The organism is Mycobacterium sp. OAS707 (genome assembly GCF_014873705.1).
In the GTDB taxonomy this organism is placed as follows: domain Bacteria; phylum Actinomycetota; class Actinomycetes; order Mycobacteriales; family Mycobacteriaceae; genus Mycobacterium.
Genome location: NZ_JADBDS010000002.1, coordinates 1 through 23,736 on the forward strand (window position 1 = coordinate 1; position 23,736 = coordinate 23,736).

The window sequence follows — 23,736 nt, forward strand, 5'->3', positions numbered from 1 at the left end:
AAACGCCCGGACCCATCCCGAACCCGGAAGCTAAGCCTGCCAGCGCCGATGATACTACCCAACCCGGGTGGAAAAGTAGGACACCGCCGAACACACATTAGAATTACCCCCCACGATTTCGTGGGGGGTAATTCTATATTCGCCGTTAATCGACAACTGAATTGCCATGAATTGTCGAGATTGGCAAATAAGTGTAGAAAGGCATACGTGGTCCAGGACAGGCAGGGCGGCAACAACGGCCGCCGTCCGCGGCGATCGCCGCCGCGCACCTCGGGGCCGGACCGCGCCCGCAGAGCCCAACCCAAAGCGGATGGCGACGCCGCAAAGCCGCTAGGTCCGCCGATACCCGCAGAGATCGAAGCCAAGCAACTATCGCCCGAAATCCGGGGCGAATTAACCACTTTGGATCGCTCGACGGCCGACGTCGTGGCGCGGCATCTGGTCGCGGCCGGCGAACTTCTTGATGTCGACCCGGAGGCCGCATTGGCGCACGCTCGCGCCGCCCGCGCCCGGTCTGGGCGCATCGCGGCGGTCCGCGAGGCGGTCGGCATCGCCGCCTACCACTGTGGCGACTGGGCCCAGGCGTTGGCCGAACTTCGTGCCGCCCGCCGGATGGGCAGCAAGTCGCTGTTGCTTCCGCTCATTGCGGACTGCGAACGCGGCGTAGGCCGGCCGGAACGGGCGATCGAGCTGTCGCGCACACCCGAGGCCGCGCAGCTCGAAGGGGACGATGCCGACGAGCTGCGGATCGTCGTGGCAGGCGCACGGTCCGACCTCGGCCAGCACGAGCAGGCCCTGGCACTTCTATCGAGCCCGACACTTGACCCGACCCGCACCGGACAGACGGCCGCCCGGCTGTTCTACGTTTACGCCGAAACGCTGCTCGCGCTGGGCCGCAACCAAGACGCATTGCAATGGTTCATCAACGCCGCGGCAGCGGACATCGATGGCGTCACCGACGCCGAAGAGCGGGTCACGGAGCTCGCCTGACGTGAGTACCCTTGCGCAGGACCACGATTGCTTACTTCTCGATCTCGACGGCACCGTTTTTCGCGGTCATGAACCAACAGACGGCGCCGTTGAGACACTGGCGGCAGTCCGCTCACGCGTCCTGTTCGTCACCAACAACGCATCCCGCGGACCGGCCGAGGTCGCCCAGCATCTGTGCGATATGGGATTCACGGCCAAACCCAATGACGTTGTCACGAGCGCCCAAAGTGCCGCACGACTACTGCAGGAAGAACTACAACCGGGTGCCGCCGTCCTCGTCGTCGGCACCGATTCGCTTGCCGCCGAAGTCAGGCGGGTCGGCCTCAAGCCCGTCCGGCAGTGGTCCGATGGACCCGTCGCTGTCGTGCAGGGCCATTCGCCGCAGACGTCGTGGCCGGACTTGGCAGAAGCGGCGCTGGCCATCCGCGGCGGGGCGCTGTGGATCGCGGCGAACGTCGACAAGACGCTGCCGTCCGAACGCGGACTGCTACCAGGAAACGGCGCAATGGTCGCCGCCCTCGAGGCTGCGACCGACCGCAAACCTCAGGTCGCAGGCAAGCCCGAGCCGACGCTGCTGATGGATGCGTTGGCGCGCGGCAAGTTCCGCACTCCGCTTGTGGTCGGCGACCGGCTCGACACCGACATCGCGGGTGCCAACGCCGCAGGCCTGCCCAGCCTGCACGTGCTGTGCGGGGTGAGCACCGCAGCCGACACCGTGCGCGCCACCGTTGAGCAACGACCCAACTACATCGCCGAAGACCTTCGCGCGCTCTACGCCCGCGCCGACAGCCTGCGCATCGGGCCTCACCCGGCGTGGTACGTCGACGTCGGCCCGACGGCGGTGACCGTGCAGGCCACCGGGCGCGATCCCGGAAACGATCTGTCAGTGGTCCGCGCGACGGCCAGCGCAGTGTGGAATGCCCAGCTCGACGGCCGGCGTGTCGTCCTGCTCGCGGGCGACGACGTGGCGCGACAGGCCATGGACCGCTGGTCCCTGCTCAGCCCGCCGGATCGGCTAGCGTAAACAGCGAAATGAGTACCGACCCCGACGAGATCCGCGCCCAGATCGCGGCGTTACTGGCAGATGTGCCCGACCCTGCCCAGGAGGGTTCCGGATTCGACCAGCTCGCTGAATCCGACATCGATGCAGTCGCCGCGCGGCTCGAGGAGGCCCACGACCTGCTGGTACGTGCGCTGGAATCGGTCGAGAAGGGCTAACCGCACGTGACGCGGCGCGCTCGTGTTGACGCCGAGCTGGTGCGGCGCGGTCTCGCGCGCTCGCGGCAGCAGGCCGCCGAGTTGATCGGCGCCGGACGCGTCTCGATCGACGGCATGCCGGCCGCGAAGCCCGCGACCGCGATCGCGGTCACCGCCGCCCTGACAGTGGAGGGCGATGAGCAACGTAACTGGGTCTCCCGCGGCGCACACAAGTTGATCGGCGCCCTTGACGCGTTCGACATCTCGGTCGACGGCCGTCGCTGTCTGGACGCCGGCGCGTCCACAGGCGGTTTCACTGAGGTGCTGCTTGACCGGGGCGCCCGCACGGTCGTCGCCGTCGACGTCGGATACGGCCAGCTGGCGTGGTCGCTGCGCACCGACCCGCGGGTGGTCGTGCACGAACGCACGAACGTGCGGGAATTGAACGCCGACGCGATCGGGGGACAGGTCGATCTCGTCGTTGCCGATCTGTCGTTCATCTCCCTGGCGACGGTGCTGCCGGCGCTGACGTCCTGCGCGTCAGAGAACGCGGATATCGTTCCTATGGTGAAGCCGCAGTTTGAGGTCGGTAGGGATCGAGTCGGTCCGGGAGGGGTCGTCTCCGACCCGGAGTTGCGCGCAGACGCGGTGGCTGCCGTCGCGCGCAAGGCCGCCGAACTCGCGTGGCACACGGTCGGCGTGACCGCCAGCCCGTTGCCCGGCCCGTCCGGCAATGTCGAGTTCTTTCTTCACCTGCGCACCACCACCGACTCTCCGCTGAGGGGTGAGCTGCTTGAACAGGCGGTGCTCAAGGCCGTCGCGGAGGGACCGCAATGACCTGTGAACGCACTGTCCTGCTGGTCGTACACACCGGCCGCGAGGAAGCCACCGAGGTGGCTCGCCGGGTCGAGAAAGTGCTGGGCGACAACAACATTGCGCTGCGTGTGCTTTCTGCGGAAGCCGTTGACCGCGGACCGGTGCACCTGGCGCCGGACGACATGCGGTCGCTTGGCGTCGAGATCGAGGTCGTCGACGCCGACGAACGCGCAGCAGAGGGCTGCGAACTCGTCCTCGTTCTCGGCGGCGACGGGACTTTTCTACGGGCTGCAGAGCTTGCGCGCAACGTCGAAATACCGGTGCTCGGTGTCAATCTCGGCCGCATCGGTTTCCTCGCGGAAGCCGAGGCCGATCACATTGACACGGTGCTCGAGCACGTCATCAAAAAGGACTACCGCGTCGAGGAACGCATGACGCTGGACGTCGTGGTGCGCGTCGACGGCAAGATCACTGACCGCGGCTGGGCACTGAACGAGGCGAGCCTCGAGAAGGGTCCGCGGTTGGGCGTGCTGGGTGCGGTGCTCGAGGTCGACGGACGGCCGGTGTCGTCGTTCGGCTGCGACGGGGTTCTGGTCGCGACGCCGACGGGATCCACCGCATGGGCTTTCTCGGCCGGCGGGCCGATCGTGTGGCCTGATCTGGAGGCAATCCTGGTGGTGCCCAACAATGCTCATGCGTTGTTCGCGCGGCCGATGGTCACCAGTCCGAACGCCGCGATCGCCATCGAGATCGAGGCCAGGGGCCATGACGCGTTGGTGTTCTGCGACGGGCGTCGCGAAATGATTGTTCCCGCAGGCGGCCGACTGGAGGTGACGCGGTGCGGCACCCCGCTGAAATGGGTGCGGCTGGACAGCGCGCCGTTCACTGACCGTCTGGTGCGTAAGTTCCGGTTGCCGGTCACAGGGTGGCGCGGACAGTAGTGCTATCCGAAATCCGCATCGAGTCCCTTGGCGCCATCAGCGCCGCGACCGCCGAATTCGATCGCGGGTTCACGGTGCTGACCGGCGAGACGGGTACCGGTAAGACGATGGTCGTCACGGGTCTGCATCTGCTGGGCGGCGGGCGTGCCGACGCCAACCGGGTACGCTCCGGCGCCGAGCGTGCGGTGGTCGAAGGACGTTTCACCACAACCGAACTCGGCGACGGAGTGGGTGCCCGCGTCGACGAGATACTGGACTCGTCGGGCGCCGAGCGTGACGACGACGGAAGTGTGATTGCCGCCCGGTCGGTCAGCCGTGACGGCCCGTCCCGCGCTTACCTCGGTGGCCGCAGCGTGCCCGCCAAATCGCTGAGCACGTTCACCACCGAACTGCTTGCGCTGCATGGCCAGAACGACCAACTACGGCTGATGCGTCCCGAAGAACAGCGTGGGGCACTCGACCGTTTCATCGACATCGAGTCACAACTCAAGCGCTATCGACGGGTGCGTGATGACTGGCTCGGCGCTCGCCGCGACCTGGCCGACCGTAAACAGCGGGCGCGCGAGCTTGCCCAGGAAGCTGACCGCCTCAAGTTCGGGCTCAACGAAATCGACACCGTGGCACCCGAACCCGGTGAGGACGTGGCGCTCGTCGACGACATCCGCCGACTCTCCGAACTCGATGCGCTGCGCGAGGCCGCGCAGACAGCACGGACGGCATTGTCGGGTTTGGACGACGACCCTTCGGCCGCGTCTGCCGCCAACGGGGTTGGACACGCCAAGTCGACGCTCGAGGCTACCGATGACTCAGCGTTGCGGATGCTCGCCGAGCAGCTAGCCGGTGCGTTGGCCGTCGTCTCCGACGTCTCGACCGAGCTCGGTGACTTTCTGGCCGGATTACCAAGCGATGCAAGCACTTTGGAAAACAAGCTGGCCCGTCAGGGTGAGCTGCGCACGCTGACCCGCAAGTACGCCCCCGATATCGACGGGGTGCTGCAGTGGGCGGCCGAGTCGCGCGAACGGCTTACGCAGCTGGATGTCTCAGAGGAAGCACTGGGCGAGCTCGAACGGCGCGTCGACGAGCTCGAGGCCAAAGTCGTCAGCGCCGCAATCGAACTCAGCAAGGCGCGAACGAAAGCGGCTAAAGGTCTGTCCAAGGCGGTGACCGCCGAACTCAGCGGATTGGCCATGGCCGATGCCGGTTTCAGTGTTTCGGTGGCCAATCTCGCGGCCCGCGCGGACGACTCAGCGCCGCTCAGGCTGCCGTCCGGGGAAACCGTTCATGCCGGACATGATGGCATCGACGCCGTTGAATTCGGCTTCGCCGCACACCGCGGCACCGACATGCTGCCGCTGAACAAGAGCGCGTCGGGCGGCGAGCTGTCGCGCGTCATGTTGGCGCTGGAGGTGGTGCTGGCGGCCTCCGCCGAGGGCACCACGATGGTCTTCGACGAGGTCGACGCCGGGGTCGGCGGACGCGCCGCAGTGCAGATCGGTCGGCGACTGGCCCGGCTGGCCCGCACGCACCAGGTCATCGTCGTCACGCACCTGCCACAGGTCGCGGCGTACGCCGACGTTCACCTGGTCGTCGACAGCGGAGGCCGGAACAAGTCCAGCGGTGTGCGCCGCCTCGACGATGGCGAGCGCGTCGCCGAACTCGCACGAATGCTGGCCGGGCTGGGGGAGTCCGACAGTGGCCGGGCGCACGCCCGCGAGCTCCTCGACGCGGCGCAGAGCGATCGCGCGGACTAAACACCGAGCACGGAGTCGACCAGACGCCTGATGAAGTCGGCGTCCGGCGCATCGGGGGTCATCAACCGCAGGTAGAACATCGCGCCCGCGAGCGCCGCCGAGGCCGCATCGGGGTCGACACGCGAAGGGAATTCACCGGTTTCGACACCCCCGGCAATCGCGTCGGTAAGCCGCCGGCGGCGTCGCGCCGAATAGGCGTGGTGGAAGTCGCGCACCGCGGGTTCTGTTTCGGCGGCATGCACCAGCGCAGGCACGCAGGCCGACAACGGCGAGTCGCCGAGCGCGTCGGCGAGGTGGCGCAGGATCAACTCCACCCGCTCGCGGGCAGTACTGTCGGCGAGTTCGCGGGCCGGGTCCGGTTGCGTGTTGAGAGTCTCCAGCGCGTCGGCGATCAACGCCGCCTTGTTCGGCCAGTGCCGGTAGACCGTGCTCCGCCCGACGCTCGCGAGGGCCGCCACCGACTCCATCCGGAATCCGCTGTATCCCGCGTCCGCGAACTCCTTCAGCGCAGCGCGCAGAATCACGCGGCGAGACTGCTCGATGCGCGGATCCGGCCTGTACACACTCTGGGACACTTCTGTATCATAACCGCCAGGAGGTGCAATGATGACCGAATTCAGTGTTCGCTACATCGTCGAGGACGTCGATGCGGCCGCAGACTTCTACACGCGTCACCTTCAGTTCGAGGTGGTGATGAAGCCCGGGCCGGGTTTTGCCATGCTCCGCAGAGACGGCCTCCGACTCCTGCTCAACACGCCGGGTGGTGGCGGCGGCGCGGGCCAGACCTTGTCAGATGGCTCGACGCCAGAACCCGGCGGCTGGAACCGATTTCAGCTAGCTGTCGAGGATCTGGACGGCACCGTGGACTCGCTTCGAGAAGCCGGCGTGGCCTTTCGCGGGGAAACCATCACCGGCCGCGGGGGTAAGCAGGCGCTCGCGGTCGATCCGTCGGGCAACCTCGTCGAGTTGTTCGAGGCCTATGAGGGCTGACACGAAAACCGTGTTGCAGTTGTGACAGAAAGGCACTTCTGGGGCTGATGTTACGGCGCGCCTCCGACGGATACGCGCAGTTCCTCGACAGAATCGGCCCCTATGAAGATGTCTGCGTTGCTTTCCCGTTCTGCCAGTTCACGGCCGGGCATCACCGGAACCGCGAGGGTTGACCGCGACATCGATCGGCTGCTGAGACGGATCACCCCTGGTGACATCGTCGTCATCGACGCACTGGATCTTGATCGGATCACCGCTGACGCGCTCGTCGAGGCGAATGTCGCCGCCGTCGTCAACGCATCGCCATCGATCTCGGGCCGCTACCCGAACCTCGGGCCGGAGGTGCTGGTCGCCAACGGCGTCACGCTCATCGACGACACCGGGCCCGACGTATTCAAGAAAGTCAAAGACGGCGCGCGCGTGCGCCTGTTCGAGGGTGGCGTGTACGCCGGTGACCGGCAGCTGATCCTGGGCACCGAGCGCACCGACCACGAAATCCACGAGTTGATGCACGAAGCCAAAAGCGGCCTGGTGGCTCACCTCGAGGCGTTCGCAGGCAACACGATCGAGTTCATCCGCAGTGAGAGCCCATTACTGATCGACGGCATCGGCATCCCCGACATCGATGTCGACGTCAATCGCAGGCACGTCGTGATCGTCGCCGAGGACATCAGCGCCGCCGCGGACCTGAAGGCCCTCAAGCCGTTCATCAAGGAGTATCAACCGGTACTGGTGGGTGTCGGAACCGGTGCCGACGTGCTCCGCAAGGGTGGCTACCGGCCGGCGCTGATCGTCGGCGATCCCGACAAGATGAGCGCCGAGGTGCTGCGCTGCGGCGCCCAGGTGGTGCTGCCTGCCGACGCGGACGGCCACGCTGCGGGTTTGGAGCGCATCCAGGATCTGGGCGTAGGCGCGATGACATTCCCCGCCGCCGGCTCCGCCGCGGATCTGGCGCTGCTGCTGTGTGACCACCACGGTGCGTCGCTGATCGTCACCGCCGGACACTCGGCCAGCATCGAGGAGTTCTTCGACCGGTCACGGCAGCAGAGCAACCCGTCGACGTTCCTTACCCGGCTCAAGGTCGGCGAGAAGCTCGTCGACGCCAAAGCCGTCGCCACCCTGTATCGCAGCCGAGTGTCCGGCGGGGCCATCGCGCTGCTGGTGCTGGCGATGCTCATCGCGGTGATCGCGGCGCTGTGGGTGTCACGTGCCGACGCCGCTGTGCTCGACTGGATCTCGGACTACTGGAATACCTTCTCGCTCTGGGTCCAGGGTTTGGTCACCTAGGACTCAGCATGATTTCCCTACGCACACACGCGATTTCGCTTGCAGCGGTTTTCCTTGCGTTGGCAATCGGCGTGGCGCTCGGGTCCGGACTGCTGTCCAACACGCTGCTGTCAGGGCTTCGTGACGACAAGCACCAACTGCAGAACCAGATCAACACACTCACCGACGACAAGAACGCGCTGAACGAAAAGCTCAGTGCAGCAGGTGAATTCGATGCCCAGATGTCGCCGCGGATTCTGCACAACGCGCTCGACGGCAAGTCCGTTGTGGTGTTCCGCACGCCCGACGCGAGCGACGACGACGTCGACGCGCTGACTCGGATGGTGGGCCAGGCCGGCGGCACGGTCAGCGGGACCATCGCACTGACCCAGGAGTTCGTCGACGCCAATTCCGCGGAGAAGCTGCTGTCGGTGGTCAACTCGCCGATCGTGCCTGCCGGTGCGCAGCTGAGCACCAAGTCGGTGGATCAGGGCTCGCAGGCCGGCGACCTGTTGGGCATCGCACTGCTGATCAACAGGGATCCAAAGGTTCAGGTGGTCGACGACGCCCAGCGCGACACCGTGCTGGCGGCACTGCGCGACACCGGCTTTGTGACGTATGGCACCGAGCGCATCGGCCCCGCGAACACCGCGCTGATCGTGACGGGCGGCGGCCTCGGTGACGGTGCGGGCAATCAGGGCGCGACGGTCGCCAGATTCGCGGCGGGCCTCGCCCCGCACGGCTCGGGCACCGTGGTCGCCGGGCGTGACGGCTCGGCATCCGGCACCGCAGCGGTAGCGGTGACCAGGTCAGACGCCGGGCTGAGCGGAGCGATCAGCACCGTCGACGACGTCAACGCGGAGTCCGGCCGGATGACCGCTGTGCTCGCACTGGGCGAGCTGATCAACGGCGGACGGCCCGCTCAGTACGGCGTCGGCCAGGGCGCGTCATCGGTAACCCTGCCGCAATAGAAGCCAAGGGCGTGTCAGCGACGGCTTGTCGGCGTCGGTGTTAAGGTGAGATTCCGTGGGTCGGCAGGCCCCAGCTAGTTCAGCGATCCCCTGCCCGTCGTCACGGAGGTTGCTCTTGCCAGCGTTACGCAAGCACCCGCAAACCGCTACCAAGCACCTCTTCGTAACGGGCGGCGTGGTTTCCTCACTCGGTAAAGGCCTGACGGCGTCGAGCCTTGGTCAGTTGCTGACGGCGCGGGGCTTGCAGGTGACGATGCAAAAGCTCGACCCGTACCTCAACGTCGACCCCGGCACCATGAACCCGTTCCAGCACGGCGAGGTGTTCGTCACCGAGGACGGCGCCGAGACCGACCTCGACGTCGGGCACTACGAACGCTTCCTCGACCGCAATCTGTCCGGATCGGCGAATGTCACCACGGGACAGGTCTATTCGTCGGTGATCGCCAAGGAGCGTCGAGGTGAATACCTCGGCGACACCGTCCAGGTCATCCCGCACATCACCGACGAGATCAAGAGCCGCATCCTGGAGATGGCCGACCCCGACGTCGACGGAAACCGGCCCGACGTGGTGATCACCGAAATCGGCGGCACCGTCGGCGACATCGAGTCGCTGCCCTTCTTGGAGGCCGCCCGGCAGGTGCGTCACGAGGTCGGCCGAGAGAACTGCTTCTTTCTGCATTGCTCGCTGGTGCCCTTCATGGCGCCTTCGGGGGAGCTGAAGACCAAACCGACGCAGCACTCGGTGGCGGCGCTGCGCAGCATCGGTATCACTCCGGATGCCCTGATCCTGCGCTGCGACCGCGACGTGCCCGAACCGCTGAAGAACAAGATCGCGCTGATGTGCGACGTCGACATCGACGGTGTGATCTCCACGCCCGACGCGCCGTCGATCTATGACATCCCCAAGGTGCTGCACCGCGAGGAACTCGACGCCTATGTGGTGCGCAGGCTGAGCCTGCCGTTCCGCGACGTCGATTGGACGCAGTGGAACGATTTGCTGCAGCGGGTGCACGAACCCCAGGAGACGGTGCGAATCGCGTTGGTGGGCAAGTACATCGACCTCTCCGACGCGTATCTGTCGGTGGCAGAGGCACTGCGCGCCGGCGGCTTCAAGCATCGTGCCAAGGTCGAGATGCGCTGGGTAGCCTCCGACGACTGCGAGACCGAAGTCGGAGCGGCCGCGGCGCTCAACGATGTGCACGGCGTGCTGATCCCCGGCGGGTTCGGCATCCGCGGTATCGAGGGCAAGATCGGCGCCATCTCGTACGCGCGCAAGCGCGGGCTGCCGGTGCTCGGGCTCTGCCTCGGGTTGCAGTGCATCGTCATCGAGGCCGCGCGTTCGGTCGGGCTCGCAAGCGCCAACTCCGCGGAATTCGATCCGAAGACGCCGGATCCCGTCATCTCGACGATGGCCGATCAGCGCGACGCTGTTGCCGGCGACGCAGACCTCGGCGGCACCATGCGGCTGGGTGCGTATCCCGCCGTGCTGGAGGCGGGTTCGATTGTGGCACAGGCCTATCAGGCCACAGAGGTGTCCGAACGACACCGGCACCGCTACGAGGTGAACAACGAATACCGTGATCGGATTGCCGAGAGCGGATTGAAGTTCTCCGGCACCTCTCCCGACGGACACCTCGTCGAGTTCGTCGAGTACTCCGCGGATGTGCACCCGTTCATCGTCGGCACCCAGGCTCACCCCGAGCTCAAGAGCAGGCCAACCCGGCCCCATCCGCTGTTCGTCGCGTTCATCGGCGCGTCGCTGGACTACAAGGCAGAAGAACGGTTGCCGGGCATGGACATTCCCGAGCAGCACGCGAATGGCGTCGAGCACGACGACAAGGTTTCGCAACTGCTGCAAGAGCCCGCGACCCGTGGCTGAGCACGAGTTCGAGACGGTATCCAGCGAAACCCTATACGTCGGCAAGATTTTCGCGCTGCGCACCGATGAGGTCCGCATGCCGCACGGCAACACCGCGCGCCGCGAAGTGATCGAACACTTCGGGGCGGTGGCCATCCTGGCGATGGACGACCAGCGCAATATCGTGATGGTCTACCAATACCGGCATCCCGTCGGGCGGCGGTTGTGGGAACTGCCGGCAGGTCTGCTCGATCTCGGTGGTGAGGCGCCGCATATCACCGCGGCCCGCGAACTCGAGGAGGAAGCCGGACTGGCGGCCGCGCAGTGGCGGGTGCTCGTCGATCTGATTTCGGCGCCGGGTTTCAGCGACGAAAGCGTGCGGGTCTATCTCGCGACCGGAATAACCGATGTCGGCCGCCCGGAAGCTCATGATGAGGAAGCCGACCTGAAGGTGAAATGGTTCTCTCTCGAAGAGGCCAGGCAGATGGTGCTGGCCGGGGAGATCGTCAATTCCATTGCGATAGCGGGCATTCTGGCCGCCCATGACGTCGAAGATCCGTCGTCGCTGCGCACCGTCGACGCTCCCTGGATCGACAGGTCAAAGGCATTCGCGAGGCGGCAGGCCAACCCATGACCACTTTTCGGTCGGCCCTCGACGACCAAGTGCAGGGCTACCTCAACCACCTCACCATCGAACGCGGGGTCGCCGCGAATACATTGAGCTCATATCGCCGCGATCTGCGCCGCTACGCCGAGCATCTGACGGTCCGCGGCATCGATGATCTGACCAAGGTGACCGAGCCGGATGTCAGCGACTTTCTGGTAGCGCTGCGCCGTGGCGATCCCGATACGAAAACCCTTCCGCTGTCTGCTGTTTCGGCAGCCCGCGCGGTGGTCGCCGTACGTGGGCTGCACCGGTTCGCGGTAGCTGAGGGACTGACCGAGGTCGACGTCGCGCGCGAGGTGAAGCCGCCGACCCCGAGCCGGCGACTGCCGAAGAGCCTGACGATCGATGAGGTGCTAGCGCTGCTCGAAGGCGCGGGCGGCGACAGTGAGGCCGACGGTCCGCTGACTCTGCGCAACCGCGCGCTGTTGGAGCTGCTGTATTCGACGGGCGCGCGCATCTCCGAGGCGGTCGGGCTCGACATCGATGACATCGACACTCAGGCACGGTCAGCGCTGCTGCGCGGCAAGGGCGGAAAGCAGCGGCTGGTGCCGATCGGTCGGCCCGCCGTAACGGCACTCGACGCCTACCTGGTGCGCGGCCGCCCTGAGCTGGCGCGCCGCGGCCGCGGCACGCCGGCGATCTTCCTCAACGCGCGCGGCGGCCGGCTGTCACGACAGAGCGCGTGGCAGGTGCTGCAGGATTCCGCCGAGCGGGCAGGCATCACGGCCGCGGTATCGCCGCACGTGCTGCGTCACTCGTTCGCCACCCATCTGCTCGACGGTGGCGCCGACGTCCGGGTCGTGCAGGAGCTGCTCGGCCATGCGTCGGTGACGACGACGCAGATCTACACCATGGTCACCGTAAATGCACTGCGTGAGGTGTGGGCGGGAGCCCATCCGCGAGCGCGATAACTGATGCAGACGTCGGCTTCCATCGCGATGCGCTGGCGACCGACAGCCGTTGGCTGCCGATGTAGCCCTCTAGATCCTCCCGGGTCAGGAATCCGAGCCGGACTTGCAGATCTGTGAAGCTGAGTGTGAAGGCATCCGCGAGTCTGTGCAGTTCGTCGGCGTTGGGGAAGTCATCCTGCTTGACCCTGCGGTAGTAGCCGCTACTGGACATTCCGAGCGCTTGAGCGATCTGCTGGTTGGTCACCCGACCATCCATTAAATAACTGAGTAGGGCTCCGAGGTGGCGCCCGTTTTCGTCTGTGCGGGGCACCCGGTCACGCTACCGCGATCTGCTAGCTGTGTCTACGAAAGCGTCAATAAAGGTTAAGAAAGACGCGCGTTCGTACTGCGGCCCACGAAGGGCTTGTCCCCTGTTCAGGGGACATGTGCTATCCGATTAACGATTGCGAGATCAACTGCAGCAATGTAGCCGATGCTGAGCAAATAGTTTGCTGGATAACAGGGCCCGCGGCGCACTTCCAGTGCAGCCGCGCTCGCACGCGCGGTCCAGGCGCACGTTGAACAGTCCGGATGTGATTCCGTTGGAATGGACATGTGTGACGTCGTGACGCTGGGGCGCGCCCGGCAGGCTCAAGGTGGATTCGCTGATGCGCACCGCGAATGGCAAAGCGGATCGCGCGAGAGTTGTCAGTTGCCTAAGTATTCCGACTCCAGCACGAGGTCGGGCATCAGCGACTGATACTCGCCGTGCGTCTTGTGCTCAACGGTGTCGAACAACTTGCCCTGCTGCTGGGTCATGAACCCCCGGTATTTCGGTGAGCCGGGAATCAGGATGTTGTCGGCGACGACGATCGATCCCCGATGCAGCCAGCCCCGGTCGATGATGCTCTGCAGGTCGGCCAGATAGGCGGCCTTGTCGTGGTCGATGAACAACAGGTCCAGCTTCCCCGCGGCGAACCCGTGCTGATCGGCCAGCGCGTCAAGCGTCAGACCGCCGTCGCCGATGGTGCCGACCACACACGTGACCCGGTCATCGACGCCGGCGTGAGCCCAAATACGCTGGGCCACTTCGGCATTGGCCTTCGAGAGCTCGACGGAAAACACCTTCGCCGAGGGCGCGGCGCGGGCGATCCGCAGCGAGCCGTAACCGCAGTAGGTGCCCAGCTCCAGCGCCACGCCGGGGTTGGCGCGGCGGACTGCCGCGTCGAGCAGCTCACCCTTCTCGTCGCCGACGTTGATCAGGAACGACTTCTCGTATGCGAATTGGTCGACCTTGGCGATCACGTCGTCGATGTCGCCCTTGCGCGCGTTGGCGACCACAAATTCGGCGGCGGCTGCCTCGCGTCCGTCGCCGATCTGACCGGTCTTGGTGATGTTGCGGGCGCCGATCGCCAGCCGCCAAAACGACCAGCGCAGGAACGGTGCCCGCTGCTTCAGACTCATGGCGGTCAGCCTATTCGCGCGGCCACCGCGATTGGGTTCCACGTTGCCCGCGGGTCTGCCAGACCAGGCAGGTGCGCACCGTTAAACTTGCCCGGATGTTCGGAATGCCTTCAGCTTGGATGACCAGCGACGGTCGGGCATGACCGACGAAGGCGGAGGCTCCGAGTTCGGTCTGACCGGTCGCCCGCCACGGACCATTCCCGAGCCCAAGCCGAAAAGCGTGCACGGGCCGGCCAAGGTCATCGCGATGTGCAACCAGAAGGGCGGCGTAGGCAAGACGACCTCGACCATCAACCTGGGCGCCAGCCTGGCCGAGTACGGCCGGCGCGTCCTTCTAGTCGACCTCGATCCGCAGGGCGCGCTCTCGGCGGGGCTGGGAGTGCCGCACTACGAGCTGGAACACACCATCCACAACCTGCTGATCGAACCGCGGGTCTCGGTGGACAACGTGCTCATCCACACCCGGGTGCCCGGCATGGACCTGGTGCCAAGCAACATCGACCTGTCGGCAGCGGAGATCCAGTTGGTCAACGAGGTGGGTCGCGAGCAGTCACTGGCCCGCGCGCTGTACCCGGTGCTTGATCGCTACGACTACGTGCTGATCGACTGCCAGCCGTCGCTGGGTCTGCTCACGGTGAATGGGCTGGCGTGCAGTGACGGTGTGATCATCCCGACCGAATGCGAGTTCTTCTCGCTGCGCGGGCTGGCGTTGCTGACCGACACCGTCGACAAGGTTCGTGACCGGCTGAACCCCAAGCTCTCGATCAGCGGCATCCTGATCACCCGCTTCGACACCCGAACCGTCAACGCCCGCGAAGTGATGGCCCGCGTGATCGAGAGGTTCGGCGATCTGGTGTTCGACACTGTGATCACCCGCACGGTGCGTTTCCCCGAGACGAGCGTCGCGGGGGAGCCGATCACCACATGGGCGCCGAAATCCGGTGGGGCCGAAGCATATCGGTCATTGGCGCGCGAGGTCATCGACCGGTTCGGCGCGTGAACGACGTCCAGTCGACGCCGGAGGAGCAGACCCAGCAGAGCGGCTTCCAGGTCCGGCTGAGCAATTTCGAGGGTCCGTTCGATCTGCTGCTGCAGCTGATCTTCGCGCACCGCCTCGACGTCACCGAGGTGGCGCTGCATCAGGTGACCGACGAATTCATCGCGTACACCAAGGCGATCGGCCCGCAGATGGAGCTGGACGAGACGACGGCGTTCCTCGTCGTCGCGGCCACGCTTCTTGACCTCAAGGCCGCGCGGCTGCTGCCCGCCGGGGAGATCCACGACGAGGACGATCTCGCGCTCCTCGAGGTCCGCGATCTGCTGTTCGCCCGCCTCCTGCAGTACCGGGCGTTCAAGCACGTCGCCGAGATGTTCGCCGAACTCGAGGCCGCTGCGCTGCGCAGCTATCCAAGGGCGGTGGCGCTGGAGAAGCGCTACGAGGACCTGCTGCCCGAGGTGATGCTTGGCGTCGACGCCGAGAGCTTCGCCGAGATCGCCGCGGCAGCGTTCACGCCGCGTCCCGTGCCGACCGTCGGCACCGACCACCTGCATCAGGTGGTGGTGTCGGTGCCAGAGCAGGTCACCAATCTGATGAACCTGCTGGAGAGCCGCGGCATCGGGCAGTGGGCGTCGTTCTCCGAGCTGGTCGCCGACTGTGGGGCCTCGATCGAGATCGTGGGCCGCTTCCTGGCGCTGCTCGAGCTGTACCGTGCGCGGGCGGTAGCATTCGAGCAATCAGAACCGCTTGGTGTGCTCCAGGTTTCGTGGACCGGAGAGCGGCCCACCAACGACCACCTCGCGGCGGAAGTGGACCGATATGACTGAAGAAGTTCCGAACGACATCACCACCGACCTTCCCGCGGATCTCGACCTCGGCATCGACGTCGCGACGGCACCGGAGCTCGAGGATTCCGAGCTCGGCGCGGCGCTCGAGGCGCTGCTGCTGGTAGTGGACACCCCGGTGACGGTGGATCAGCTGGCCGCCGCGACCGATCAGCCGGCCTACCGGGTGGCGGCCAAGCTGCAGGTGATGGCCGACGAGCTGGCGGCCCGGGAGAGCGGCATCGATCTGCGCGAAGCCGCAGGCGGCTGGCGGATGTACACCCGCGCGCGGTTCGCGCCGTATGTGGAGCGGCTCCTACTAGACGGCGCCCGGTCGAAGCTGACGCGGGCGGCGCTGGAGACGTTGGCGGTGGTCGCGTACCGGCAGCCGGTGACGCGGGCCCGGGTCAGTGCGGTGCGTGGCGTGAACGTCGATGCGGTGATGCGCACGCTGCTGGCGCGCGGGCTGATCACCGAGGCCGGCGTCGATCCGGATAGCGGCGCGGTGACCTTCGCGACCACCGAGCTGTTTCTCGAGCGCCTGGGTCTGACGTCGTTGACAGACCTACCGGACATCGCGCCACTGTTGCCCGACGTCGACGTGATCGACGATCTGAGCGAAACCCTCAGCGAAGAGCCACGTTTCATGAAGCTCAACGGCGGGGCGCCGGCAGGAGACGCGCCCATGTCGTTCGACGTAGACCAGGAGTGAAATGGTCGCCTCTGAGGGCGTGCGTCTGCAGAAAGTGTTGTCGCAGGCCGGAATTGCGTCGCGCCGCGTCGCCGAGAAGATGATCCTCGACGGCCGGGTCGAAGTCGACGACAGGATCGTCACCGAATTGGGCACCCGCGTGGACCCCGACGTCTCGGTGATCCGCGTCGACGGGGCACGGGTGAGCGTTGACGACACGTTGGTGCACTTGGCGATCAACAAACCGAAGGGTATGCACTCCACCATGTCCGACGATCGGGGCCGGCCCTGTGTCGGCGACCTCGTCGAGCATCGAGTGCGCGGCAACAAGAAGCTGTTTCACGTCGGAAGACTGGACGCCGACACGGAGGGGCTGATGCTGCTGACCAACGACGGCGAGCTCGCACATCGGCTGATGCACCCGTCGTTCGAGGTCCCCAAGACTTATCTGGCAACGGTCGACGGCGCAGTGCCGCGCGGGCTGGGCCGTAAGCTGCGCGACGGCATCGAGTTGGACGACGGACCGGCGCGCGTCGACGATTTCGCTTTGGTCGACAAGGTGCCCGGCAAGACGTTGGTGAGAGTGACGCTGCACGAAGGTCGTAAGCGAATCGTGCGACGAATGCTGGCTGCCGTCGGGCATCCGGTACTGGAGTTGGTACGCACCGATATCGGCTCGGTGTCGTTAGGCGACCAGCGCCCGGGCAGCATCCGGGTGCTGAGCCAAAAGGAGGTAGGGGAGTTGTACAAGGCGGTGGGCCTGTGAGCTCCTCACTCGTGGTCGCGGTCGACGGACCCGCAGGTACTGGAAAGTCTTCGGTATCAAGAGGTTTGGCTCGGTCGCTGGATGCCCGCTATCTGGACACCGGCGCGATGTACCGGATCGTGACGCTGGCGGTGCTTCGGGCGGGCGTGTCACTCGAGGACGTCGCTGGCATAGGCGCAACGGCGACTGCTGCGGACCTTGCCGTGGGGTATGACCCTGATGAAGACCGTTCTTACCTTGCCGGAGAGGATGTTTCGGCCGAGATACGCGGCGACGAGGTGACCAAAGCGGTGTCGGCAGTTTCGGCGGTGCCCGCGGTGAGGACCCGGCTGGTGCAGTTGCAGCGCGAACTGGCGGCAGGGCAGGGCAGCGTTGTGGTCGAGGGCCGTGACATCGGCACGGTGGTGCTACCCAACGCCGACGTGAAGATCTTCCTGACCGCTTCGGCCGAGGAGCGCGCGCGACGACGCAACGACCAGAACATCGCGTCCGGGCTGGCGTCTGACTACGACGCCGTGCTGGCCGACGTGAAGCGCCGGGATCACCTGGATTCGACGCGGGCGGTGTCTCCGCTGCGGGCCGCCGACGACGCTTTGGTCGTCGACACCAGCGATATGACCGAGTCGCAGGTCGTCGCGCATCTGCTGGAACTGGTCAAGCAGCGCGCCGGGGCTTCGCGATGAGCGATGGAACGTGGGCCGATGAAAGTGATTGGGAGCTAGGCGCGGAAGACGTCGCGGAGGCGATCGAGGAGGCCGCGGCTCCGCCGCCTGTGGTGGCAATTGTGGGTCGCCCGAACGTCGGCAAGTCGACGTTGGTGAACAGGATCCTGGGCCGTCGCGAAGCCGTGGTGCAGGACGTCCCTGGCGTGACGCGCGACCGGGTTTCCTACGACGCGCTGTGGTCGGGCCGGCGGTTCGTGGTGCAGGACACCGGCGGATGGGAGCCGGACGCAAAAGGCTTGCAGCAGTTGGTGGCCGAGCAAGCATCGGTGGCGATGCGCACAGCCGACGCGATCGTCTTCGTGGTCGATTCGACCGTCGGGGCTACGACGGCCGACGAGGCGGCGGCCCGGTTGCTGCAACGCTCGGGCAAGCCAGTTTTCTTGGCGGCCAACAAGGTTGACAATGAACGCGGTGAGGCCGACGCGGCCGAGCTGTGGTCGTTGGGCCTGGGGGAGCCGCATCCGGTCAGCGCGATACACGGCCGTGGCGTTGCCGATCTGCTGGACAAGGTCACCGAGGCCCTTCCCGCGGTGTCGGAGATGGCGTCCGGCGGCGGCGGTCCGCGCCGAGTCGCCTTGATAGGCAAGCCGAATGTGGGCAAGAGTTCGCTGCTGAATCGGCTGGCCGGTGACGAGCGCTCGGTGGTGCACGATGTGGCGGGCACGACGGTCGACCCGGTCGACTCGCTGATCGAGATGGACGGCAAGGTCTGGCGTTTCGTCGACACCGCGGGACTGCGGCGCAAGGTCGGTCAGGCCAGCGGGCACGAGTTCTACGCCTCCGTGCGCACGCACGGTGCAATCGATGCCGCCGAGGTCGCCATCGTGCTGATCGACGCCTCGCAGCCGCTGACCGAGCAGGACCAGAGGGTGCTGACGATGGTGATCGAGGCTGGCCGGGCCCTGGTGTTGGCGTTCAACAAATGGGACCTGGTTGACGAGGACCGGCGTTATCTGCTGGATCGCGAGATCGACTTGCAGCTGTCGCAGCTGCAATGGGCGCCGCGGGTGAACATTTCGGCGAAGACGGGCCGGGCCGTGCAGAAGCTGGTGCCTGCGCTGGAGACGTCGCTGGCGTCGTGGGACACCCGAGTGCCGACGGGGCGGCTGAACACCTTCCTCAAGGAGGTCGTGGCGGCGACGCCGCCGCCCGTGCGGGGAGGCAAGCAGCCGCGAATTCTGTTCGCCACGCAGGCGACTGCGCGACCGCCGACGTTTGTGTTGTTCACCACAGGGTTCCTCGAGGCCGGCTATCGGAGGTTCCTTGAGCGGCGGTTACGCGAGACCTTCGGATTCGAGGGCAGCCCGATCAGGATCAACGTCAGGGTGCGGGAAAAGAGGGGCGCCAAGTCTCGATAGGGTTGGGCAAATGCCCGTCTCGCACATGATCCTGATCGCCCTGGCGGGCGTCGGGGCGGGGGCTATCAATGCGATCGTCGGCTCCGGCACGCTGATCACCTTCCCGACCCTCGTGGCGCTGGGATATCCACCGGTGACCGCGACGATGTCGAACGCGGTCGGCCTGGTGGCCGGCGGTGTGTCGGGGACGTGGGGATATCGGCGCGAATTGCGCGGCCAATGGCATCGACTCCGATGGCAGATACCTGCGTCCTTGGTCGGCGCGCTGTTGGGGTCGTGGCTGCTGCTGCACCTGCCGGAAAAGGTGTTCGAGAAGGTCGTGCCGGTGCTGCTGGTGCTCGCGCTGGGCCTGGTCGTCATCGGTCCGAAGATCCAGGAGTGGGCGCGGCGGCGAGCGGAGCTGTCCGGGCAGTCGCCCGAACATGTGAGCGGCCGGCGGATGGCGGCTCTGGTGTTCGGGACCTTCGCGATCGGGATCTACGGCGGATACTTCACGGCCGCACAGGGCATCATGCTGATCGCGGCGATGAGTGCGCTGCTGCCGGAAGACATGCAGCGGATGAATGCGGCCAAGAATCTGCTGTCGCTGTTGGTGAACATCGTGGCTGCGGTGGCGTACACGCTCGTCGCATTCGACCGGATCAGCTGGGCGGCGGCGGGATTGATCGCGGCCGGCTCGTTGATCGGTGGATTCCTCGGCGCGCATTACGGACGGCGGCTCTCGCCCACGGCGCTGCGGACAGCGATCGTGATGGTCGGCGCGATCGGGCTCTATCGACTGGTAACCGTTTAGGGCGCGGAGGCGGTCTGCGGTAGGCTTTCGACCTGCTGCCGGCGATCCTGGCAGCACCGCGGGCTGTGGCGCAGTTTGGTAGCGCACTTGACTGGGGGTCAAGTGGTCGCAGGTTCAAATCCTGTCAGCCCGACCAAGCTCAGAGGCGGCTTCCGAGATTCGGCAGCCGCTTTTTTCATGCCGTACCGCCATTTCAAATCGCCATCCGAGCGCATCGCGAAGTCCATTGGCTGCCATCCGCGCGGCGTCGCCACTGGTGTGCCCGTAGAGATCACCGGGGACGCTGATCGACGCATGGCCGAGTAGGTCAACCTCATTGAAAGACGCTTGACCCTCCCCCTGGGGGAAACTCCACTGTGGCGGTATGACCAACACCGACACCACATGGGATGCGTTGCCCGCTTTGGTGACCACGTACCTGACCGCTCACCAGACTCGGGACGTGGCCACCGCCATCAGCACCTTCACCGCCGACGCTGCCGTCACCGATGAGGGCCGCACCGTCCAGGGACGGCGGGACATCGGCGCCTGGCTGGACAGCGCAGGCAGCCAGTACACCTTCACCACCACCTTCACCGGCGCCGATGTGCCCGATCCCGAGCATGTCCACGTCGTCCAGCGCCTGGAAGGCAACTTCCCGGGCGGGGTGGTCGATCTGCATTACCGGTTCACCCTGGACGGTGATCTGATCAGCCGACTCGTGATCGAGCCCTGACATGGCATCGAAGAATTGGTTCATCACCGGAGGCACCCCCGGTGGCTTCGGAATGGCTTACGCCGAGGCGGCATTGGAGATCGGCGACCGGGTAGTGCTCACCGCACGTCGCCCCACGGAGTTGGATGCGTGGGCTCGGCCGTACGGCGACCGCGTGCTGGTGCTGCCGCTCGACGTCACCGACGCAGATCAGGTGCAGCGTGCAGTCCGGACCACCGAGGAGCACTTCGGCGGCATCGATGTGCTCGTGAACAACGCCGGACGGGGCTGGTACGGATCGGTCGAAGGGCACGACGAGGCCGCGGTGCGTGCCATGTTCGAACTCAACTTCTTCGCCGCACTGTCTGTCATCCGGGCTGCGCTGCCGGGCATGCGTGCCCGGGGCAGTGGATGGATCGTCAATATGTCCTCCGTGGCAGGCCTGCGCGGTGTCACCGGATTCGGTTACTACAGCGCGACGAAGTTCGCCATCGAAGCGGTTTCCGAGGTTCTCCGCGAAGAGGTTGCACCGCTGGGCATCCGGGTGTTGGCCGTGGAGCCGGGAGCATTCCGCACCCGGGCTTACGCGGGTTTCGCCGACGAGCCCATCGCAGAGTCCATCGCCGACTACCGGCCGATGCTGGAGCGTGTCCGCGCGGCGATGGTCGACGAGGACGGTGCGCAGCCCGGCGATCCGCGGCGCGGCGTGCGCGCCGTCATCGCCGCCATGAGGCGGGACCCGCCGCCCCGCCGGCTGGTGTTGGGCAGTGCCGGATTCGATGCCGTCGTCTCTGCGCTCGAGCACGGGCTGGCCGACGTTCGAGCGAGCGAAGCGTTGTCCCGCGGCGCCGACTCTGCGCCGGGACACTGAGCAGCGCGGTAAGCACATCGCCGGGCCGATTCGCCCCGCGGCCACGGGCGCCAGAGTGAAGGACCCATCACGATGGAAAAGCCAGGGGGACAATGTATTTCGCTTGGATACTGTTCACGGTCACCGTCGCCGCCTTGGCCAGGTCGCACGCCGTGTCAGCCCGGGGCGGTCGCCGATCTCGTCGGCGAAGTTGCAGGCCTAACCGTCCCATGACCACCGAGGCGGCGGTCGGTGCCGGCCGGGGCGAGCCGAAAGACCGGCCAGCCGATCTCTGTTCGCCATTTGGACGGGTCGTCGGTGTCGCGGGGCCCGACCCGATAGGTCTCGTGTATCGGTCCGTCGACGGCCAACGCGTGAGTGACGACCCAGGAACCGAGGCGGCCATAGGTGACGTCGATGTCGTCATGGGGCCCGGCATGGGTGGCGACGGCGAGGTCGGCTGCCGGGAGCTCAAGAACGTCGATCCGACCGGATGGCCGGGGTGTACGCACCGGCCGGAAGACCGTCATCACCCCAGCGCCATGCGCAAACAGCGCGTTCGCATAGTTTCCGCCGGGTGGTCCTGTGCGTTCGCCGGGAGGGAACGCCGCGTCCAGTTCCGTCATCGCCGCGTCGTACCAGCTGAGCGAATCGCTGAGGCGCACATGATCGCTGATCGCGACAACCGTACGAGCAGGCATCGACCGGAGCTCGACGTGAATCTCGGCTGGATCCGGGCGCAAGAGCCGACGTAGCGACACCACGGCGGCCTGGGTTCGGTTCAACTCGGCTTCCAGTCGGCGGAGGTGGCCCGCGATCACCTCGGCCCGTTGCTGCGGATCGTCGGTGGCCAGAATCGACCGAACCTCTGCCAGTGGCACGTCGAGCCGCCGGAGCTGATGAATAACCTGAGCGACCGGGATCTGCTCGGGCTCGTAGTACCGGTAGCCCGAGAAGGGGTCGACAGTCGCGGGCTCGAGGAGTCCGGCCTCGTGGTAACGCCGCAACGTCCGCACGCTCAGGTGCGTCACCGTCGCGAACTCACCGATGGTCAGCTGGGAACCCATGACCCAGTTCCTCCTTGTCCCGCCGGGGAGACCGCACTTTCTGCACTGCAGAACATAGCGCTCCTTGCTGCGTCGTCGGCATTCATCGTTTCGGCTCAGTGTGCGAGTCCACCGACGCACCCCCGACATCGTGGAAGCCGCGCCGGCACGTTTGGTCCTTTGTGGTGCGGGTAGGCGGTTTCAATGTCAGCCGAGCCCTCATCGATCTTGCTACTCGCCGATCCCGGTGCCCCGGCAGCGATCGCCGAACGTCTGTCTCATTCGCTACCGAATGCGCTGGCGGACGGCCCCGGAGATGACAGTTGGGATGTGTCCGTGCGGCGGCACGCCTATCCCATCGATGAGCACACCGAGGTTTCAGAGGTGGTCGGCACCATCGAACCGGCCAGCGAAGCAGAAGACATCGTCATCTATCTCACTGATCTGCCCCGCCGGCAGGGGACGACCCCGGTGATCGCTGACATCAGCGTCCACAACCGCTTCGGAGTGATCTCCATCCCCGGGCTAGGTGGCGCGTTCATCGATCGCCGGGTGAGGAAGTTGGCACGAACCGTGGTGGATGAGGTGACGCGCCAGCCGACGAAGCAAGAGGTGCCGGTGAAGCGGCTGACCCGGATACAAGACGACGACGTCGTTCACTACTTCGCCCCGTCAGCTCTGTCTCGTCTGCGCCTCCTGGCCGGCATGGTTTACGCCAATCGACCGTGGCGACTGGTTACTGGTTTGTCGAAAGTGATGATGGCAGCGTTCGCTACTGGGGCTGTGAGCCTTGCATATCCGACGATTTGGCAGTTGTCCGCCACTATGGGCCCCTGGCGGTTGAGCGCGGCAACGATATTGGCGAGTACAGCCCTGATCGCGTGGCTCGTCGTTGAACACAAAATATGGGAACGCCCGCAGTCGGCCGACGAACGTGACCGCGCGGTTCTGTACAACGCCTCGACTGTCGTCACCCTTGCAATCGGCGTCATCGTTTTCCACGCCGGGCTGTTCATCCTGCTGCTGGTGACGGCCTGGTGGACACTTCCGCCGCAAATGGTCGCTCAAAACATCGGCCATCCGTTCGGACTTTCCTCCTTGTTGTTGATGGCCTGGCTTGTGGCGGCAGTCGCCACACTTGGCGGCGCGCTCGGCTCAGGGATGGAAGACGAGATAAGGCCGTGAAGGCGG

26 protein-coding genes, 1 tRNA gene and 1 rRNA gene are annotated in these 23,736 nt (G+C 66.0%); 24 read left to right on the forward strand and 4 right to left on the reverse strand.

From position 1 onward, the window contains the following. The 7 genes from rrf to recN form a co-directional block, all read left to right on the forward strand. Window positions 1–92: ribosomal RNA gene (gene rrf, locus GGC64_RS10670) — 5S ribosomal RNA — on the forward strand; the annotation flags it as partial. A 115-nt stretch (window positions 93–207) separates the two neighbouring features. Next, entirely contained in the window at window positions 208–990 is a 783-nt protein-coding gene (locus GGC64_RS10675; protein WP_192722501.1) for a tetratricopeptide repeat protein, read from the forward strand. Between the two features lies 1 nt (window position 991). Then, window positions 992–2,014, forward strand: a complete 1,023-nt coding sequence (locus GGC64_RS10680) for an HAD-IIA family hydrolase (protein ID WP_192722502.1) — start codon at window positions 992–994, stop codon at window positions 2,012–2,014. Between the two features lie 8 nt (window positions 2,015–2,022). Then, window positions 2,023–2,208, forward strand: coding sequence for a hypothetical protein (locus GGC64_RS10685; protein ID WP_192722503.1), 186 nt, complete (start codon window positions 2,023–2,025; stop codon window positions 2,206–2,208). A 6-nt stretch (window positions 2,209–2,214) separates the two neighbouring features. Next, window positions 2,215–3,024: a TlyA family RNA methyltransferase gene (locus tag GGC64_RS10690; protein WP_192722504.1), complete on the forward strand. Its 810-nt coding sequence runs from the start codon at window positions 2,215–2,217 to the stop codon at window positions 3,022–3,024. After that, the gene (locus GGC64_RS10695; protein ID WP_192722505.1) at window positions 3,021–3,944 is read left to right on the forward strand and encodes an NAD kinase; all 924 of its coding nucleotides are present in this window, start codon (window positions 3,021–3,023) and stop codon (window positions 3,942–3,944) included. The genes GGC64_RS10690 and GGC64_RS10695 overlap by 4 nt, the downstream gene beginning before the upstream one ends. Continuing rightward, on the forward strand, window positions 3,944–5,695 hold the full coding sequence (gene recN, locus GGC64_RS10700) for a DNA repair protein RecN (protein WP_192723832.1): 1,752 nt from the start codon (window positions 3,944–3,946) through the stop codon (window positions 5,693–5,695). Before GGC64_RS10695 ends, recN begins: the two co-directional genes overlap by 1 nt. On the opposite strand, the gene GGC64_RS10705 is transcribed toward recN, so the two are convergent. Beyond that, window positions 5,692–6,270: a TetR/AcrR family transcriptional regulator gene (locus tag GGC64_RS10705; protein ID WP_192722506.1), complete on the reverse strand. Its 579-nt coding sequence runs from the start codon at window positions 6,268–6,270 to the stop codon at window positions 5,692–5,694. The genes recN and GGC64_RS10705 overlap by 4 nt on opposite strands. Before the next feature lie 31 nt (window positions 6,271–6,301). Between GGC64_RS10705 and GGC64_RS10710 the strand changes: the two genes are divergently transcribed. The 6 genes from GGC64_RS10710 (at window position 6,302) to xerD (ending at window position 12,358) form a co-directional block, all read left to right on the forward strand. Then, a complete protein-coding gene (locus GGC64_RS10710) occupies window positions 6,302–6,685 on the forward strand; it encodes a VOC family protein (RefSeq protein WP_192722507.1) in 384 nt (127 codons plus the stop codon). 102 nt (window positions 6,686–6,787) lie between these two features. Further along, complete coding sequence (steA, locus tag GGC64_RS10715) at window positions 6,788–7,972, forward strand: putative cytokinetic ring protein SteA (protein WP_192722508.1); 1,185 nt, start codon at window positions 6,788–6,790, stop codon at window positions 7,970–7,972. An 8-nt stretch (window positions 7,973–7,980) separates the two neighbouring features. Further along, window positions 7,981–8,922, forward strand: coding sequence for a copper transporter (locus GGC64_RS10720; RefSeq protein WP_192722509.1), 942 nt, complete (start codon window positions 7,981–7,983; stop codon window positions 8,920–8,922). Between the two features lie 115 nt (window positions 8,923–9,037). Continuing rightward, on the forward strand, window positions 9,038–10,801 hold the full coding sequence (locus tag GGC64_RS10725) for a CTP synthase (RefSeq protein WP_192722510.1): 1,764 nt from the start codon (window positions 9,038–9,040) through the stop codon (window positions 10,799–10,801). Next, a complete protein-coding gene (locus tag GGC64_RS10730) occupies window positions 10,794–11,414 on the forward strand; it encodes an NUDIX hydrolase (RefSeq protein ID WP_192722511.1) in 621 nt (206 codons plus the stop codon). The genes GGC64_RS10725 and GGC64_RS10730 overlap by 8 nt, the downstream gene beginning before the upstream one ends. After that, the gene (gene xerD, locus GGC64_RS10735) at window positions 11,411–12,358 is read left to right on the forward strand and encodes a site-specific tyrosine recombinase XerD (RefSeq protein ID WP_192722512.1); all 948 of its coding nucleotides are present in this window, start codon (window positions 11,411–11,413) and stop codon (window positions 12,356–12,358) included. The genes GGC64_RS10730 and xerD overlap by 4 nt, the downstream gene beginning before the upstream one ends. Here the strand turns inward: xerD and GGC64_RS10740 are convergent. Continuing rightward, entirely contained in the window at window positions 12,303–12,614 is a 312-nt protein-coding gene (locus tag GGC64_RS10740) for an XRE family transcriptional regulator (RefSeq protein ID WP_225951775.1), read from the reverse strand. The genes xerD and GGC64_RS10740 overlap by 56 nt on opposite strands. Before the next feature lie 431 nt (window positions 12,615–13,045). Continuing rightward, window positions 13,046–13,801, reverse strand: coding sequence for an O-methyltransferase (locus tag GGC64_RS10745; protein ID WP_192722514.1), 756 nt, complete (start codon window positions 13,799–13,801; stop codon window positions 13,046–13,048). 139 nt (window positions 13,802–13,940) lie between these two features. Here GGC64_RS10745 and GGC64_RS10750 point away from each other — a divergent pair, with 139 nt between their 5' ends. The 10 genes from GGC64_RS10750 to GGC64_RS10795 all read left to right on the forward strand — a co-directional run bounded on the left by GGC64_RS10750 (window position 13,941) and on the right by GGC64_RS10795 (window position 21,520). Next, a complete protein-coding gene (locus GGC64_RS10750) occupies window positions 13,941–14,801 on the forward strand; it encodes a ParA family protein (RefSeq protein ID WP_192722515.1) in 861 nt (286 codons plus the stop codon). Beyond that, window positions 14,798–15,625, forward strand: coding sequence for a segregation/condensation protein A (locus GGC64_RS10755; protein WP_192722516.1), 828 nt, complete (start codon window positions 14,798–14,800; stop codon window positions 15,623–15,625). Before GGC64_RS10750 ends, GGC64_RS10755 begins: the two co-directional genes overlap by 4 nt. After that, window positions 15,618–16,334, forward strand: coding sequence for an SMC-Scp complex subunit ScpB (scpB, locus tag GGC64_RS10760; RefSeq protein ID WP_192722517.1), 717 nt, complete (start codon window positions 15,618–15,620; stop codon window positions 16,332–16,334). The genes GGC64_RS10755 and scpB overlap by 8 nt, the downstream gene beginning before the upstream one ends. A 1-nt stretch (window position 16,335) precedes the next feature. Continuing rightward, entirely contained in the window at window positions 16,336–17,079 is a 744-nt protein-coding gene (locus GGC64_RS10765) for a pseudouridine synthase (RefSeq protein WP_192722518.1), read from the forward strand. Further along, complete coding sequence (gene cmk, locus GGC64_RS10770) at window positions 17,076–17,762, forward strand: (d)CMP kinase (RefSeq protein WP_192722519.1); 687 nt, start codon at window positions 17,076–17,078, stop codon at window positions 17,760–17,762. The genes GGC64_RS10765 and cmk overlap by 4 nt, the downstream gene beginning before the upstream one ends. Beyond that, window positions 17,759–19,162, forward strand: coding sequence for a ribosome biogenesis GTPase Der (gene der, locus GGC64_RS10775; RefSeq protein WP_192722520.1), 1,404 nt, complete (start codon window positions 17,759–17,761; stop codon window positions 19,160–19,162). Before cmk ends, der begins: the two co-directional genes overlap by 4 nt. Window positions 19,163–19,172: 10 nt before the next feature. Beyond that, a complete protein-coding gene (locus GGC64_RS10780) occupies window positions 19,173–19,955 on the forward strand; it encodes a sulfite exporter TauE/SafE family protein (RefSeq protein ID WP_192722521.1) in 783 nt (260 codons plus the stop codon). 59 nt (window positions 19,956–20,014) lie between these two features. After that, window positions 20,015–20,091, forward strand: a tRNA-Pro gene (locus GGC64_RS10785). Window positions 20,092–20,319: 228 nt separating this feature from the next. Beyond that, a complete protein-coding gene (locus GGC64_RS10790; RefSeq protein ID WP_192722522.1) occupies window positions 20,320–20,670 on the forward strand; it encodes a nuclear transport factor 2 family protein in 351 nt (116 codons plus the stop codon). Between the two features lies 1 nt (window position 20,671). Further along, a complete protein-coding gene (locus tag GGC64_RS10795) occupies window positions 20,672–21,520 on the forward strand; it encodes an SDR family NAD(P)-dependent oxidoreductase (RefSeq protein ID WP_192722523.1) in 849 nt (282 codons plus the stop codon). 155 nt (window positions 21,521–21,675) lie between these two features. On the opposite strand, the gene GGC64_RS10800 is transcribed toward GGC64_RS10795, so the two are convergent. Continuing rightward, entirely contained in the window at window positions 21,676–22,566 is an 891-nt protein-coding gene (locus GGC64_RS10800) for a MerR family transcriptional regulator (RefSeq protein ID WP_192722524.1), read from the reverse strand. A 309-nt stretch (window positions 22,567–22,875) separates the two neighbouring features. Between GGC64_RS10800 and GGC64_RS10805 the strand changes: the two genes are divergently transcribed. Further along, on the forward strand, window positions 22,876–23,730 hold the full coding sequence (locus GGC64_RS10805) for a hypothetical protein (RefSeq protein WP_370582063.1): 855 nt from the start codon (window positions 22,876–22,878) through the stop codon (window positions 23,728–23,730). Window positions 23,731–23,736 lie beyond the last annotated feature (6 nt).